The sequence below is a fragment of the Paucimonas lemoignei genome (genome assembly GCF_004342585.1).
Classification (GTDB): domain Bacteria; phylum Pseudomonadota; class Gammaproteobacteria; order Burkholderiales; family Burkholderiaceae_D; genus Paucimonas; species Paucimonas lemoignei.
On record NZ_SLZQ01000002.1, the window covers coordinates 102,575 to 119,026 of the forward strand.

12 protein-coding genes and 1 tRNA gene are annotated in these 16,452 nt (G+C 59.5%); 11 read left to right on the plus strand and 2 right to left on the minus strand.

Annotated elements, in window-relative coordinates; all coding sequences use genetic code 11:
- Positions 1-238: 238 nt before the first annotated feature.
- Positions 239-1,468: a nitrate regulatory protein gene (locus EDC30_RS03675; RefSeq protein WP_132257419.1), complete on the minus strand. Its 1,230-nt coding sequence runs from the start codon at positions 1,466-1,468 to the stop codon at positions 239-241.
- 340 nt (positions 1,469-1,808) lie between these two features.
- Between EDC30_RS03675 and nirB the strand changes: the two genes are divergently transcribed.
- The 9 genes from nirB (at position 1,809) to dnaG (ending at position 13,243) form a co-directional block, all read left to right on the plus strand.
- Entirely contained in the window at positions 1,809-4,247 is a 2,439-nt protein-coding gene (gene nirB / locus EDC30_RS03680) for a nitrite reductase large subunit NirB (protein ID WP_132257420.1), read from the plus strand.
- Positions 4,248-4,282: 35 nt separating this feature from the next.
- A complete protein-coding gene (nirD, locus tag EDC30_RS03685) occupies positions 4,283-4,636 on the plus strand; it encodes a nitrite reductase small subunit NirD (protein ID WP_132257422.1) in 354 nt (117 codons plus the stop codon).
- Positions 4,633-7,404, plus strand: coding sequence for a nitrate reductase (locus EDC30_RS03690; RefSeq protein ID WP_165973716.1), 2,772 nt, complete (start codon positions 4,633-4,635; stop codon positions 7,402-7,404). The genes nirD and EDC30_RS03690 overlap by 4 nt, the downstream gene beginning before the upstream one ends.
- A gap of 29 nt (positions 7,405-7,433) precedes the next feature.
- A complete protein-coding gene (gene ybiB, locus EDC30_RS03695; RefSeq protein WP_132257424.1) occupies positions 7,434-8,438 on the plus strand; it encodes a DNA-binding protein YbiB in 1,005 nt (334 codons plus the stop codon).
- Positions 8,410-9,210: a uroporphyrinogen-III C-methyltransferase gene (cobA, locus tag EDC30_RS03700; protein ID WP_132257425.1), complete on the plus strand. Its 801-nt coding sequence runs from the start codon at positions 8,410-8,412 to the stop codon at positions 9,208-9,210. The genes ybiB and cobA overlap by 29 nt, the downstream gene beginning before the upstream one ends.
- A gap of 92 nt (positions 9,211-9,302) precedes the next feature.
- Positions 9,303-10,499, plus strand: a complete 1,197-nt coding sequence (locus EDC30_RS03705) for a BaiN/RdsA family NAD(P)/FAD-dependent oxidoreductase (protein ID WP_132257427.1) — start codon at positions 9,303-9,305, stop codon at positions 10,497-10,499.
- Between the two features lie 111 nt (positions 10,500-10,610).
- Positions 10,611-10,823, plus strand: coding sequence for a 30S ribosomal protein S21 (rpsU, locus tag EDC30_RS03710; protein ID WP_005665410.1), 213 nt, complete (start codon positions 10,611-10,613; stop codon positions 10,821-10,823).
- Positions 10,824-10,920: 97 nt separating this feature from the next.
- The gene (locus EDC30_RS03715; RefSeq protein ID WP_132257428.1) at positions 10,921-11,370 is read left to right on the plus strand and encodes a GatB/YqeY domain-containing protein; all 450 of its coding nucleotides are present in this window, start codon (positions 10,921-10,923) and stop codon (positions 11,368-11,370) included.
- A 76-nt stretch (positions 11,371-11,446) separates the two neighbouring features.
- Positions 11,447-13,243 carry a DNA primase gene (dnaG, locus tag EDC30_RS03720; RefSeq protein ID WP_132257430.1) on the plus strand — a complete coding sequence of 599 codons (1,797 nt, stop codon included), beginning with the start codon at positions 11,447-11,449 and terminating at the stop codon, positions 13,241-13,243.
- A gap of 202 nt (positions 13,244-13,445) precedes the next feature.
- On the opposite strand, the gene EDC30_RS19670 is transcribed toward dnaG, so the two are convergent.
- Complete coding sequence (locus tag EDC30_RS19670; RefSeq protein WP_243656640.1) at positions 13,446-13,763, minus strand: hypothetical protein; 318 nt, start codon at positions 13,761-13,763, stop codon at positions 13,446-13,448.
- A 28-nt stretch (positions 13,764-13,791) separates the two neighbouring features.
- On the opposite strand from EDC30_RS19670, the gene rpoD reads away from it, so the two are divergent.
- A complete protein-coding gene (gene rpoD / locus EDC30_RS03725; protein ID WP_243656641.1) occupies positions 13,792-16,044 on the plus strand; it encodes an RNA polymerase sigma factor RpoD in 2,253 nt (750 codons plus the stop codon).
- Positions 16,045-16,072: 28 nt separating this feature from the next.
- Positions 16,073-16,151 (plus strand) — tRNA-Ile (locus EDC30_RS03730).
- The last annotated feature ends 301 nt before the right edge of the window (positions 16,152-16,452 follow it).

Genomic DNA, 16,452 nt, shown 5'->3' on the forward strand with positions numbered 1-16,452 from the left:
CGTCTCTGTATAAGCAGAGACCATGCCAAGCTTCGATCCGGCGCCTGGTTGGTAAAAGCATGACCCGGCATGGAACAAAAACCGCCAGTTCCGCACCCGCATGGGTCGAAATAGTCAAAGCGGTGCGCGTATGCCCGTGAATTGGGCGGCAGCCTTGCCCGCCAGGAGATGGCTGCTGTAGCCATATATGCTTCGCGCCCGATCGGCATGCACCAACAGGGCGCTGGCATGCACCGGATTAAAGAGCATTCCGCGGCAGCATGTCCGACATGGCGAGCACGGCTTCGGCGACATCGATCAACCGGCGTTTCTGGTTCATTGCCGTCCGGCGCAGCATCTTGTAGGCATCCTGCTCGCTGAGCTGCCGGTGCGCCATCAGCAAACCCTTGGCGCGTTCGATGGTCTTGCGCTCGTTGAGGGCAGTGCGAACGGTGTCGAGTTCATCGCTCATGACTTGCAGTCGCCGCGACTGTTCCTGCAGCATGCCGACGACGGAACGTTCCAGATTGGGACCGTACGCGGCGGTGGTGCTGGCTGGTGCCGCGCTCGCCTGCCGCGTGAGCGCGTCCAAAATCGTTTGATGGTCGCGTAATTCGGTGCGGGCTTGCGCGATCTTGCGTTCGCATAGCTGGCGCAGGTGGAGCACGATGGAATCTTCGACGGCTTTCATGGCATCGATCCTGCGCGTGCAGCAGTCATACCAGGCTTGCGTCATTCCCGGGTCCGTGCGGCCACCGCTGCCGATCGAGAAGCCGGCGCGCCGCAGGCGTTCAAGCTCGTTCAGGACAGCGATGTCCTGGCTCGCCTGCACGTCCGCTCTTATCGCGGCATCGGCAAAGTCGGAAAACACCTGGAAACAGGCTTCCTGCGATTCGACCAGGTGCCGCCAGTGATGTTGGCGGGTGGTGTCGATGTAGCCGGAAGCGAAGATCGCCACGCCGAAAGCGCGTTCCTGTCCGGCGAATTCTTTCCCTTGCATGAAATTGAACATGGCGACCAGCGCGCGGGTGATGGCCGGATCGGAAGCGCTGTCGGCGGCTTCGAATACCACTGCGAGCAAGCCGGAGATGAGGCGGCTGAAGGCCTCGGTGGAGTCGCCGGGCGTCAGCGCTTGCGTGGCGATGCGGTGGCGCAGTCCGGCAAGGCCATCCAGCGCATGCAGCACCACGGCGATCCGGCTGAACAGGCGCGCGCCATTGCGCACGCGGATGGCATCGGTGTCGAGCCGGGCGAAGTGTTGTCGCACATCGCGCTCGAGCTGGCGACATTCCGCGACCTGCGAGGCCAGCTGCTTGCCAAAGCGCTTGCCTTGCGCGCCGAGGAACAGGTTGGAAATGCCGCGCTCGCGCTGCAACTCGTGGGTGAACCTGCTGATCACACCGACCAGTTCGCCGGTGCGGGCGAGTTGTTCGAGTTCGCCAATTTCGCATTGGCGCGCGGCGACTAGAAAATTAAGTCCGGAATTCATTTCTCATTATTAGCAACAAGCATGCCGTGTGAATGACATTGCTGATATGTGAGTGCCCGTAGGATGTTTTACATGGAGCGCGCACCGTTCAACAACGCGAATGCATTGCACTACGCAAGTGCCATGCCATTGTTTGGTGATTGCCTCTCATGGTGAAGAACGGGATTACGTTGCCGAATTTGCCATGACATGCGCCATTGCGGTGCCGTGCACTAAACGAAGCCGATTGATTTCACCATTGCGAGGCGTGCTTGCACCCGATAGGGCTGTTTTTCCTGCACCCACAACTGGCATTGCTTTTGCTAGAGAAAAGGCGGAGAGCAATCAGGAGGAAAGCGCAATGAAAAAGCTGAAGCTGGTCATGGTGGGCAACGGGATGGCGGGCGTGCGCACGCTAGAAGAACTGCTCAAGCTTGCGCCGGATGTGTATGACATTACCGTGTTCGGTGCCGAACCCTATGCCAACTACAACCGCATTCTGCTCTCGCCGGTGCTGGCAGGCGAACAGACCATCAAGGACATCATGCTCAACGATGTCGACTGGTACGCGGAAAACAACATCACTCTGCATCTCGGCAAAAAGATCACCAGGATCGATCGCGTCCGGCGCCTGGTGATTGCCGAAGATGGCACCACGGCGGAATACGATCGCCTGCTGCTGGCAACAGGCTCCAATCCCTTCGTGCTGCCCGTGCCCGGCAAGGACCTGGACGGCGTGATTTCCTACCGCGACATCCAGGATACCAATGCCATGATCGAGGCGGCGGCCAAGTACAAGCATGCCATCGTCATCGGCGGCGGCCTGTTGGGCCTTGAAGCCGCCAATGGCTTGAAACTGCGTGGCATGGATGTGTCGGTAGTCCATTTGTCCGGCACCCTGATGGATCGCCAGCTGGATTCAGTCGCCGGCAAGATGCTGCAAAAATCATTGGAGCAGCGCGGCCTGCACTTCCTGTTGAAAAAGAACACCCAGGAAATCCTGGGCGATGAAAATGGCCGCGTCAAGGCAGTGCGCTTCACCGATGGCACGGAAGTGCCGGTGCAACTGGTGGTGATGGCTGTCGGCATTCGCCCGAATACCGCGCTGGCGGAATCTGCCGGCTTGCATTGCAACCGGGGCATTGTCGTCAATGACACCATGCAAACCTATGACCCACGCATCTACGCCGTGGGTGAATGCGTCAATCATCGTGGTACGGCTTATGGCCTGGTGGCGCCTTTGTTCGAGATGGCCAGGGTATGCGCGAACCACCTGGCCAATTTCGGCATCGGTCGTTACCAGGGTTCGGTCACTTCCACCAAGCTGAAGGTCACCGGCATCGATCTATTCTCGGCCGGCGATTTCATGGGCGGCGAAGGCACCGAAGAAATCGTGCTGTCCGACCCCCTCGGCGGCGTCTACAAGAAGCTGGTGCTGAAAGACGACAAGCTGGTGGGAGCCTGCCTGTATGGCGATACTGTGGATGGCAGTTGGTACTTCAAGCTGCTCCGCGAAGGCAAGAATGTTGCCGAAATCCGCGACAGCCTGATGTTCGGCGAAGCCAACACCGGCCGTCCCGGCGACGTCGGCCATGAAGGCCATACCAAGGCCGCTGCCATGCCGGACGATGCCGAAGTGTGCGGCTGCAATGGCGTCTGCAAGGGTTCCATCGTCAAGGCGATCAAGGAAAAGGGCTTGTTCACCCTGGAAGACGTGCGCAAGCACACCAAGGCATCCGCTTCATGCGGCTCCTGCACCGGCCTGGTGGAGCAGATCATCAGCTTTACCGCCGGCGGCGACTATTCATCCTCGCCCAAAACCAAGCCGATGTGCGGCTGCACCGACCATACCCACCAGGAAGTGCGCGACGCCATCAAGGCCAACAAGCTGTTGACGATTCCAGCCGTGCAGCAATTCATGGAATGGCGCACGCCCAATGGTTGCGCGTCGTGTCGGCCGGCGCTTAACTATTACCTGATTTCCACCTGGCCGCACGAAGCCAAGGACGATCCGCAATCGCGCTTCATCAACGAGCGCTCGCACGCCAATATCCAGAAGGATGGCACCTACTCGGTGATCCCGCGCATGTGGGGCGGCGAGACCAGTGCCGATGAATTGCGCCGCATCGCCGACGTGGTGGAAAAATACAAGATCCCGACCGTCAAGGTCACCGGCGGCCAGCGTATCGACTTGCTGGGCGTGAAGAAGGAAGACTTGCGCAATGTCTGGCAAGACCTTGGCATGCCGTCCGGCCTCGCCTATGCAAAAGGCTTGCGCACGGTGAAGACTTGCGTCGGCTCGGAATGGTGCCGCTTCGGCACGCAGGATTCTACCCGCATGGGCCAGGAACTCGAACGCGAACTGGCGCGCATGTATGCGCCGCACAAGGTCAAGCTGGCGGTATCAGGTTGCCCGCGCAACTGCGCCGAAGCCGGCATCAAGGACGTCGGCGTGATCGGCGTCGACTCCGGCTGGGAAATCTACGTCGCCGGCAATGGCGGCATCAAGACCGAAGTGGCGCAATTCTTCGTCAAGGTGAAAACCCATGAAGAAGTGCTGGAATACGCCGGCGCCTTCCTGCAGTTGTACCGTGAAGAAGGCTGGTACCTGGAGCGCACGGTGCATTACGTCGGCCGTGTCGGACTGGATTATGTGAAGAAGAAAGTGGTGGAGGATGCGGCCAATCGCAAGGCCTTGTACGAACGCCTGCTGTTTGCGCTCGATGGCGAGCCCGATCCCTGGCATGAGCCGGAAAAGGCGATGGTCGATACCCGCCAGTTCGCCCCGCTCAGCGTTTGACATTGCCTGAACCACTTTTCGAACAAGGAAGCACCATGACGCAACAATGGAAACCGATTTGCCAGGTGGATGACATCCCGGTATTGGGCGCGCGCGTAGTCAAGCGCGTCGACCAGCCCGATGTCGCGGTTTTTCGCAACAGCGAAGACAAGATTTTCGCGCTGCTCGACAAGTGCCCGCACAAGGGCGGTCCGCTGTCGCAAGGCATCGTGTTCGGCGAACGCGTCGCCTGTCCTCTGCACAACTGGAATATCGAACTCGGCTCCGGCTGCGCGGTGGCGCCCGATGACGGCTGTACGCCCAAGTTCTCCGTCAAGGTGGAAAAGGGCAAGGTCTATCTGGATGTGAACGAGCTGACTGCACTCGGCCTGGAGGCGAAGGCTGCATGACTGCAATCCGGCAAACCAGGGCAACTTGCTGCTACTGCGGCGTCGGCTGCGGTGTGATCATCGAATCCGATGGCACGCAGGTGCTGGGCGTCAAGGGCGATCCTGAACATCCGGCCAACTATGGCCGGTTATGCACCAAGGGCAGTACGCTGCACTTGTCGGCCAGCCCGGTGCTGCAGCAGCAGGCGCGCGCCCTCCATCCGGAATTGCGACTGGAGCGCAGCGACACGCGCACGCCTGCTTCCTGGGATGTCACGCTGGATTTCATGGCAAAGAAATTCGCCAATACGATACGCGAGCATGGGCCGGATAGCATCGGCTTTTACATTTCCGGCCAGTTGCTCACGGAGGATTACTACGTTTTCAACAAGCTCGCCAAGGGTTTGGTCGGCACTAATAATATCGATACCAACTCGCGGCTGTGCATGTCGAGCGCGGTGGCCGGCTACAAGCAAACGCTGGGCGCCGATGCGCCGCCGGCCTGTTACGAGGATATCGCCCTGACGGAGGTGGTGTTCATTGTCGGCTCCAACACGGCGTATGCGCATCCGATTCTTTACCGCCGCCTGGAAATGGCGCGCCGTGCCAATCCCAAGCTGAAGGTCATCGTCGCCGACCCGCGCAAGACAGACACGGCACGCGAAGCCGACCTGTTCCTGCCGATCCTGCCGGGCACGGATGTCGCGCTCTTCAACGGCATGCTGCATATCTGCCTGTGGGAAGACCTCGTCGATATGGCCTATATCGATGCCCATACCGAAGGTTTCGCCGCGCTGAAGCAAACCGTGCGTGACTACACTCCGGCATATGTTGCCGATATTTGCGGCATCCGCGAGCAAGACCTCGTGGAAGCAGCTCGCTTGTTCGGCAAATCCAGGGCCAGTCTGTCGCTGTATTGCCAGGGACTCAATCAGTCCGCATCCGGCACGGCAAAGAATGCTGCCCTGATCAATCTGCATCTGGCTACCGCCCAAATCGGCAAGCCGGGCGCCGGCCCGTTCTCGCTGACCGGCCAGCCCAACGCCATGGGCGGGCGCGAGGTCGGCGGCATGGCCAACCTGTTGTCGGCGCATCGCGACCTGGCCAATCCCGAGCATCGCGCCGAAGTCGCCAGGTTATGGGGTATCGACGACGTGCCCGCCAAGCCAGGCAAGACTGCCGTGGAAATGTTCGAGGCGGTGCGCGCCGGCGAGATCAAGATCTTATGGATCGCCTGTACCAACCCGGCGCAATCGATGCCGGAGCAAAAGTTGATCCGCGAAGCATTGCGCAAGGCGGAACTCGTAATCGTCCAGGATGCCTACAAGACCACTGCCAGCGTGGATTATGCCGATATCCTCCTGCCCGCCACGACCTGGAGCGAAAAGGAAGGCACGGTCACCAATTCCGAGCGGCGCATCACGCGCATAAAAGCTGCGCTCGACAAGCCCGGCGAAGCGTTGCATGACTGGGAAATCGCCATCCGTTTTGCCCGCAAGCTCGAAGCGCTCCTGGATAAACCTCGCACGCTCTTTCCCTATGAAACGACAGAAGAGATCTGGAACGAGCACCGCGAATCCACGCGTGGACGCGATCTCGATATCACAGGTCTCTCATATCGAATTCTTGAAGAAAAGGGACCGCAACAATGGCCATTTCCGGAAGGGGCCAACAGCGGCAAGAAGCGTCTGTACGAAGATGGCTTGTTTCCGACTGCGAACGGCAAGGCCAGGTTCGTCAATACCATCTACCAGCCGGTGGCCGAGCCGGTCGATGTGCGCTATCCATTCCGCCTGACCACGGGACGCCTGCGCGACCAGTGGCATGGCATGAGCCGCACCGGCACGGTCGCGCAATTATTCGCGCACCAGTCAGAGCCATCGGTAGTCATGTCGGCGCTCGACATGGAGCGGCGCTCCATCAGGAATGGCGACCTTGTGCATGTCACCAGCCGGCGCGGCTCGCAGATTCTGCCGGCAATCTCCAGCGATGAGATCCGCCCCGGTCAGGCTTTCATCGGCATGCACTGGGGCGAGGAATATGTATCCGGGCGCGGCGCCAATGGTGACGGCAGTTATGGCGTGAATGCCGTGACGCTGCCCGCAATCGACCCGTACTCGAAACAGCCTGAACTCAAGCACGCCGCGGTCAAGATCCTCAAGGCCGACTTGCCCTGGCGCTTTTTGGTGTTCGGCTGGGTGGATGCCTCGCGCGTACTGGAGTTGCAAGCCTCGCTTCGCCCATTCATGCGTCGCTTTGGTTATGCATCCTGTACATTGTTCGGCCGCGAGCAGATGGGCGTCCTGTTCCGTGCCGCGGACGACTATGCCGCCGATCCGCAACTGCTGGCGGAAATCGAATCCATGTTTGGAATTGCCGGCGCCGAAGTGCTGCGTTACGACGATAAAAAACGCGGCAATGCCCGGCGTATCCTGGTGCGCGACGGTAAGCTCGCGGCAGTTGCCCTGGCAGGCGATATCTCCGCCGAGCATTGGCTCAAGGAATACCTGGAAAGCGGACAAGCGGTGGCTTCGCTCGGTCGCCTGCTGCTGATGCCATCCAGTCAGGCGCCGCAGGGATTCAAGTCGCGCGGCAAGATCGTCTGCAACTGTTTCAATATCAGCGAAAGCCAGATCGGCGATGCCCTGGCTGGCATGGTTGGCGATAGCGATGTCTGCCTGGCGAGCCTGCAAGACAAGCTCAAGTGCGGCACCAATTGCGGCTCCTGCTTGCCTGAGCTGAAGAAAATTATTTTGACTCAGCGTACATCCATGAAGGCCGCGGCATAGATCGTCGGGTTTCGTAGTAAGCTTTGCGCATGGAACCTTTACACGATAATCAACCGCTTGCCGCCGCGCGCTTCATCAAGGAAATCGGCCGCGGCAAGGATGGCGCGCGCAGCCTGACGCGCGCCGATGCCGACCTCATGTACACCGCCATGCTCGAAGGCCGCGTGTCAGATCTGGAGCTGGGCGCGATCCTGCTCGCCATGCGCATCAAGGGCGAATCGATCGACGAACTTGCCGGCTTTCTCGATGCCGCCGAGCGGTCCTTCCCATTGCTGGAAGCACCTGGCGGTGACTATGCGCCGATCGTCATCCCCAGCTACAACGGCTCGCGCAACATGCCCAACCTTACGCCGCTCCTGGCCCTGTTGCTGGCCCGTGCCGGCGCGCCGGTGCTGGTGCATGGCATGCTGCACGATCCCAAGCGCGTGACGACCGCGGAAATCTTTCATGAACTCGGCTTGCCGCCTGCCGGCACGCCTCAAGCCGCGCAAGCCGAATTCGCGCGCGGCCTGCCGGCATTCATGCCCATCGATATGCTGGCGCCGAAGCTGGCGCACCAGCTGTCCTTGCGCCGCATTCTCGGCGTGCGCAGTTCCACGCACACGCTGGTCAAGATCATGCAGCCTTTCGTGCAACCGGCATTGCGTCTCACGTCCTATACGCATCCCGAATACCTGGAATTGTTGACGGCCTATTTCACCACTGCCGCGCCGGCTGAACGCGGCGATGCCTTCCTGATGCGCGGCACCGAGGGCGAGACCGTCGCCAATGCCCGGCGGGCTCAGCAGATCGAATGGTTTCACGAAGGCCAGCGCACGGTGTTGGTGCAAAAGCAGGGGCCGGTCGATGAATTGCCGCCACTGCCGCCCACAAATGATGCGCAGGTCACGGCAGCCTGGATCAAGGAAGCGCTGGATGGCGCGCAGCCGATACCGCAACCCATCATCGAGCAGGTGGAACACTGCTTGCTAGTATCAAAGCAGATACGAGCAAGGCAGAGCCACCATGAAAAAGACATCACACCCCCAAGCTAAGGTATATCTGATCGGCGCCGGCCCCGGCGATCCTGAATTGCTGACATTGAAAGCAGCCAAGGCGATTGGCCGGGCAGACGTCTTACTGGTCGATGACCTGGTCAACCCGGCGATTCTCGAACTGGCGTCGCCGCAAGCGCGAGTCGTCCAGGTCGGCAAGCGCGGCGGTTGCCAGTCGACTCCGCAGGAATTCATCGAGCGCCTGATGATCGCCGAAGCCCAGGACGGCCACACAGTCGCGCGCCTTAAAGGCGGCGACCCGTTCATCTTCGGCCGCGGCGGCGAAGAGCGCGAACATTTGCAGGCCGCTGGCATCGAGGTGGAGGTCGTCAATGGTATTTCCAGCGGGTTGGCCGCGCCTGCCACGCTGGGCATTCCACTGACGCACCGCGACTGGAGTCAGGGCGCGATTTTCGTCACCGGCCATGGCAAGACCCCGGAAGCCAATCCCGACTGGGCGACGCTGGCGAAGCTGAATCTCACCCTGGTCATCTACATGGGGGTGGCGCGCAGCCGCGACATCCAGGCGGCGCTCCTGGCAGGCGGCAAGGCGCCGGAGACGCCTGTCGCGGTCATTCAGTCGGCCACCGGCACAACGCAAGCGCAGTTGATCACTGCCTTGTCCCGTTTGCCGCAAGACCTGGAAGCGTCGCAACTGGGCAGCCCCAGCATCATCGTCATCGGCGACGTCGTGCGTTGCGCCGATCAATTTGGTGAAAGCCATGATTGCTCCGATAGCGCCGCGCAATTGCAAGAGTGCGCCGCAGGCTGATAAGGCCCTGGAAAAGCCCAAGCTAACGCATCAGGCAAGCACCCAGCCAGCCATTCACCGTACAATCATGGATTACCTATCAAGCGTAATCCATGAGCCAAGAATTCGATGTTGCAGTAATCGGCGCCGGCGCCGCCGGCATGATGTGCGCCGCCGTGGCAGGGCAGCGCGGCAAGCGTGTTGTCCTGATCGACCACGCCACCCGCCTGGCGGAAAAAATCCGTATCTCCGGCGGCGGGCGCTGCAATTTCACCAACCTCGATGCCGGCCCATCCAATTACCTTTCCGAGAATCCGCACTTCTGCCGCAGCGCCTTGTCGCGCTACACGGCGCGTGACTTCATCGACCTGGTCAAGCGTCATCGCATCCCCTTCCATGAAAAGCACAAGGGACAACTCTTTTGCGACGACTCCGCCGAAGACATCATCGCCATGCTCAAGGCCGAATGCGATGCCGGCAAGGTCGCCTGGCGTATGCCATGCAAGGTGGAAGCAATCGGCAAATCAGGAGAGTCTTATCGCGTCGACACGGATGCCGGTGAAATTCTCGCCAAGAGCGTCGTGATTGCCAGCGGCGGCTTGTCTATTCCGAAAATCGGCGCTACCGATTTCGCTTACCGCATCGCCCGCCAGTTCGATCTGAAACTGATCGAGCCGCGCCCGGCGCTGGTGCCGCTGACATTCGGCGCAAGCGAATGGCAACCCTTCGTGCCCCTGGCAGGTATCGCCCTGGAAGTGGAAATCGAAACCGGCGAGAAAAAATCGCGCGGCTATTTTCTGGAAGACTTGCTATTCACTCACCGTGGCCTTTCTGGCCCAGCGGTGCTGCAGATATCCAGCTACTGGCAACCAAACACCGCGCTCACTATCAACCTAGCGCCGCAAGAGAACCTGACTGAAGCCCTGCTGCAAGCCAAAGCCGGCAGCAAGAAAAACCTGGCCAATACGCTGGCACAATGGCTGCCCGCGCGCTTGGCGGATAGCTGGCTGCAAGTGCAAGGCATGAAAGGCGAGGCGCGCCTGGCCGATTTGCCGGACAAGCAATTGCGACAGCTTGGCGAATCGCTCAACCGCTGGCGCATCACGCCCGATGGCACGGAAGGGTATAAAAAGGCGGAAGTCACGCGCGGCGGCATCGATACCCGCGAACTGTCGCAGCAAACCATGATGGCGAATAAGATGCCCGGACTGTATTTCATCGGCGAAGCCGTGGATGTCACGGGCTGGCTCGGCGGCTACAACTTCCAGTGGGCCTGGTCATCCGGCGTGGCGGCAGGGCAGGCGGTATAGGAAATCTGGTAATTTGAGTAAAAGCAAACATGGCAAGATAGATCTTCCCATTGCTCATAAAAGCTGCTACACTCGCCGTCTTTCCATAATTTTTCCCGGTTTGATTCGTACATGACCACTATTCGCCTGAAAGAAAACGAGCCGTTCGAAGTTGCTATGCGTCGCTTCAAGCGCACTATCGAAAAAACCGGTCTGCTGACCGAGTTGCGTGCGCGCGAGTTTTACGAGAAGCCGACTGCAGAGCGCAAGCGCAAGCTCGCCGCTGCCGTGAAGCGCCACTACAAGCGCATCCGCAGCCAGCAGTTGCCGAAAAAGCTGTACTGATTTCACGTCCGCTTCGCTGCGGACCTGGCGCAAACCCGCTCCGGAAACGGTCCGCAGCGGGTTTTGGTGTTTTTAGTCAATTGACCATGGAGTTCGCATGAGCCTGAAAGAACAAATCACCGAAGACATGAAAGCCGCCATGCGCGCCAAGGATAGTGTCCGCCTCGGCACCATCCGCCTGTTGACTGCTGCCATGAAGCAAAAGGAAGTCGATGAGCGCGTCGAGCTCAATGACACCCTGATCCTCGGCATCATCGAAAAGATGGTCAAGCAACGCAAGGATTCCATCGCCCAGTTCGAAGCAGGTGGTCGCCAGGATCTTGCGGATGCTGAAAAAGCCGAACTGGCCATTCTTTCGGCTTACATGCCGGCTGCCTTGTCGGATGAGGAAGTGCAAGCGGAAATTGCTGCTGCCATCGCTTCGACCGGCGCCGCCGGTCCGCAAGACATGGGCAAGGTCATGGGTGTGCTGAAAGCCAGGCTGGCCGGGCGTGCCGACATGACGGCGGTATCCGCCCAGGTAAAAGCGGCATTGACCAAGGCCTGATTCCATCGGCGTCGCGCTGCCGGGTGCAGCGCGCATTGACGCCGGTGGCAGTACGGGCAGCAACTCAGGCAGCACCATGATCCCGCAGTCCTTCATCCAGGATTTGCTCAACCGCGTCGATATCGTCGACGTGGTGGGCAAGTATGTCCAGCTGAAGAAGGGTGGTGCCAACTTCATGGGGCTCTGCCCCTTCCATAACGAAAAATCCCCCAGCTTCACCGTCAGTCCGTCGAAACAGTTCTATCACTGTTTCGGTTGCGGCGCGCACGGCACGGCCATCGGCTTTCTGATCGAATATTCCGGCATCGGCTTTGTCGACGCCGTCAAGGAGTTGGCGCAAGGCGTCGGCATGACCGTGCCAAACGACGACGATCGCTTGCCGCCGGCGCAGCGTGCAGAAGCGCAAGCCAAGTCATTGGCCTTGTCCGACGTGATGACCAGGGCTTGCGACTATTACCGCAAGCAGTTGCGCGGCGCCCAGAATGCCATCGCTTATCTGCAAAAGCGCGGCCTATCCGGCGAGATCGCCGCCCGTTTCGGCATGGGCTATGCGCCCGATGCCTGGGATGGCTTGAAGACGGTATTTCCCGATTATCAGAACGAAGCCTTGGTTGAGGCTGGTCTGGTAATCGACAAGAGCGAGGAAGAGGGCGCTGGCCGCAAGCGCTACGATCGCTTCCGTGATCGCATCATGTTCCCGATTCGCAATACCAAGGGCCAAGTCATCGGCTTCGGCGGTCGAGTGCTGGAACAGGGTGAGCCGAAATACCTGAACTCGCCGGAAACGCCGCTGTTCCAGAAAGGCAGCGAGCTGTACGGCCTGTTCGAAGCGCGCCAGGCGATTCGCGATGCCGGCTATGTTCTGGTCACGGAAGGTTACATGGACGTGGTCGCGCTCGCGCAACTCGGTTTTCCTCAAGCCGTGGCCACGCTCGGCACCGCCTGCACGCCGACCCACGTGCAAAAGCTGCTACGCCAGACTGACCACGTGGTATTCAGCTTCGATGGCGATGCCGCCGGCCGTCGCGCCGCGCGCCGTGCGCTGGATGCCTGTCTGCCGCATGCCGGCGACAATAAAACCATCCAGTTTCTCTTCCTGCCGGCGGAGCACGACCCCGACAGCTACGTGCGTGAATTCGGCGCCGAAGCCTTCGAAGCGCAAATCAAGGATGCCATGCCGCTGTCGCGCTTCCTGCTGAAGGAAGTCGCCGGTGAACATGATCTTCGCACTGCCGAGGGCAGGGCGCGTGCGCAGTTCGATGCCAAACCGCTGCTGCAAGCGATGCCGGCGTCCGCCTTGCGCCTGCAGATCGTGCGCTCGCTGGCGCAGATGACGCAATCCACGCCTGCTGAAATCGAGGCATTGTTCGAACTGGCCAAGCCGGTGGCGCGCGCGCGGATAGCGCCGCCGAAAACCAGCCGCCCGGCGCCGGTCGGTCTGGAACGGCAGATTCTCCGGTTGCTGGTGGCGCATCCGGTGCTGGCGGCGAGCCTTGACCATGAGGCGCTGGAAGTCCTTGCTCGCCTGGTGCCCGAACGCACTGAAATCTGGGCGCAATTGGCGGCCGCCAGCCAAGCCATGGGCGAGCATGCGACCTTTGCGGCATTGGCGGAGCAATTGCGTGCCACAGGCGGAGAATTTGAAGATTTGATAGCGGAAATTGCGGCTGATCAAGAATCTGATGTCAATACCGCCCGCCTCGAGCTTGCCGGGGCGCTACGACAGACTAAAATGAAGCTTTTGAAAGCCGAGATGGAGCAACTGGCGGCAAGCGGCTTGCAATCGGATGAGGCGCGGCAGCGTTATCGCCAGTTGATGATGCAGCAGGATCAATTGCGGCGTGAGGCGCAATCGGAATCCGGGCAGGGATAGCGTGGTAAATATAGCAATTTTGGTTCGTATCTTTGAAGGAACATCTGCGTCTGTGCTATAATTAAAAGCTTTTGATTCAAGGCCTTAGCGCATCGCACTCCTCGCATCGCTGCGCATGCGGGGAATTTCCATGCGATGTGCTTCGGGTTTTGGGGCCGGAACAAATGCATCAGATGCATGAACCGCGTAGCAAGATTAACCTCTAATTGACAGTTGATTCCATGGCGAACGCAATGAAGAAGTCCGCGACCAAGACCTCCGCGAAATCCTCTACCAAGGCTGTAAAGAGCACGAAGCCGACGGCAGCCAAGAGCGCCGCCAAGCCGGCCAAGGCACCTGCACCAGCCAAGGCGGCCACTACAGCCAAGAGCAAAACGACAACTGCGGAAAAAAGCCTGAAATCAACTGTGAAAAGCCCGGTCAAATCCTTGACGAAAGCCGCCTCGACCCAATCTAAGGTAACGTCGAAAGCAGCGCCGAAAACCGCCGCTGCCAAACCAACATCCACCAGCGCTGCCAAGACAGCGCCGGTTACAGCGAAAGCACCCGTGACCAAGAAAACCGAAGCGAAAACTACAGGTAAGGCCAGCAAGGCCGCCAAGTCAGCAGAAGTCAAGGCCGCAGAAGCCAAGGCGACTGTTCTGGCCACGGCTGCTTCGCCGGTCAGTCAGACTACCGATGCCGAAGCATTGGCGGCAATCGATACTTCCGGCTACGTTTTGCCGGGCGTGAAAGTGCCCGGCCGCCGTGGCCGCAAACCCAAGGACTTCCAGCCGGAGAACGATGAAGTCGCCGCGCTCAACGCCGTCGAACGCGCAGAGCTGAAGGCTGCTGATAAAGCTCGCGCCAAGGATCGCAAGGCCAAGGAAAAAGCCTTCCTGAAAGACGCCTTCTCGTCCGATGCCGAGGCTTCCGAGGAAGAACTCGAGCGCCGCCGCCAGAAGCTCAAGACCCTGATCAAGCTGGGCAAGGACCGCGGCTTCCTGACATACGCCGAGATCAACGATCACCTGCCGGACAATATCGTCGACCCGGAAGCGATCGAGGGCATCATCGGCACCTTCAACGACATGGGCATTGCCGTCTATGAGCAAGCCCCGGATGCCGAAACTTTGCTGCTGTCCGACGCCGTCGCCAACGTCACCTCCGACGAGGATACCGACGCGGCTGCCGAAGCTGCGCTGTCGACAGTGGATTCCGACTTTGGCCGCACCACCGATCCGGTGCGCATGTACATGCGTGAAATGGGCTCGGTCGAACTGCTGACTCGTGAAGGCGAAATCGAAATCGCCAAGCGCATTGAAGAAGGCCTGAAGGACATGATCCAGGCGATCTCCGCCTGCCCCACCACCATCGCCGAGATTCTTGCCGCTGCCGAGCGCATCGAATCCGAGGAAATCAAGGTGGACGAAATCGTCGACGGCATGGTCGACCCGAACGCTTCGGAAGACGTTGCGCCGACCGCTACGGCTGCGGCTGCCTCCGATGATGAAGATGAGGAAGACGAGGACGAAGAGGAAGAAGAGGAAGAAGAAGAGGAAGCTTCCGCCAGCGGTGGCGCCGCAGGTTTCTCGGCAGAGCAGCTCGAGCAACTGAAGCGCGACGCCCTGGCCAAATTCCACGACATCGCATCGCAGTTCGACAAGATGCGCAAGGCCTTCGAAAAGGAAGGCTACAACTCCAAGCCCTACGTCAAGGCGCAGGAAACCATCTCCAACGAATTGCTGGGCATCCGTTTCACCGCCAAGTTCGTCGAAAAGCTGTGCGACACGCTGCGCGGCCAGGTCGATGAAGTGCGCCATATCGAAAAACAAATCCTCGATGTGGCCGTGAACCGCTGCGGCATGCCGCGCGCCCACTTCATCAAGGTCTTCCCGGGCAATGAAACCAATCTCGACTGGATCGATGGCGAAGTCGCCGCCGGCCATGACTACAGCGCTGTGCTGGGTCGTAACGTCCCGACCATCAAGGAATTGCAGCAAAAGCTGATCGACTTGCAAGCGCGCGTCGTGTTGCCGCTGCCGGATCTGCGTGTCATCAACAAGAAGATGTCGGCCGGCGAAATGAAAGCCCGCAAGGCCAAGCGCGAAATGACCGAGGCTAACCTGCGTCTGGTGATTTCGATCGCGAAGAAGTACACGAACCGTGGCCTGCAATTCCTCGACCTGATCCAGGAAGGCAATATCGGCTTGATGAAGGCGGTGGACAAGTTCGAATACCGCCGCGGTTATAAATTCTCGACCTATGCGACATGGTGGATTCGCCAGGCGATCACACGTTCCATCGCCGACCAGGCGCGCACCATCCGTATCCCGGTGCACATGATCGAGACTATCAACAAGATGAACCGCATCTCGCGTCAGATTTTGCAGGAAACCGGCGCCGAGCCGGATCCGGCAACACTGGCCCTGAAGATGGAAATGCCGGAAGATAAGATCCGCAAGATCATGAAGATCGCCAAGGAACCGATTTCGATGGAAACACCGATCGGCGACGATGACGATTCTCACTTGGGAGATTTCATCGAGGATAACAATACGCTGGCACCAAGCGACGCCGCGCTGCACGCCTCCATGCGCGGTGTGGTCAAGGATGTGCTGGATTCGCTTACACCACGCGAAGCCAAGGTGCTGCGCATGCGCTTCGGTATCGAAATGTCGACCGACCATACGCTGGAAGAAGTCGGCAAGCAGTTCGACGTCACCCGCGAGCGTATCCGCCAGATAGAAGCCAAGGCGCTGCGCAAGTTGCGCCATCCTTCACGTTCCGATAAGCTCAAGAGCTTCCTGGAAGGTAGTTAAGCTAGCAGGCTGGTAGTACAAGTTTAACGGGCCTCTAGCTCATGCTTGGTTAGAGCAGCGGACTCATAATCCGTTGGTGCGCGGTTCGACTCCGCGGAGGCCTACCAATAAACACAGAGGGTTACGCTAAGGCGTAGCCCTTTTTGTTTATGCGGGGTGCAGAGACAGTGTCTACTCACTTTGACCTGTGTCTTCCCCCTCTAGATACCTTCAGTATCCCTACTCATTTCTCACTTTTGCGCCATTTTTGCGCCATTGGGTCTTCAACATGGAGATAACAAGTGGCACAAATTCGGAAGCGAGGACCCTCACAATACCAAGCTCGTGTACGCCTACAAGGCTATCCTGAGCAGACCAAAACATTTCAGTCTAGGCAAGACGCAATTTTGTGGGCTAACGAGAAAGAGC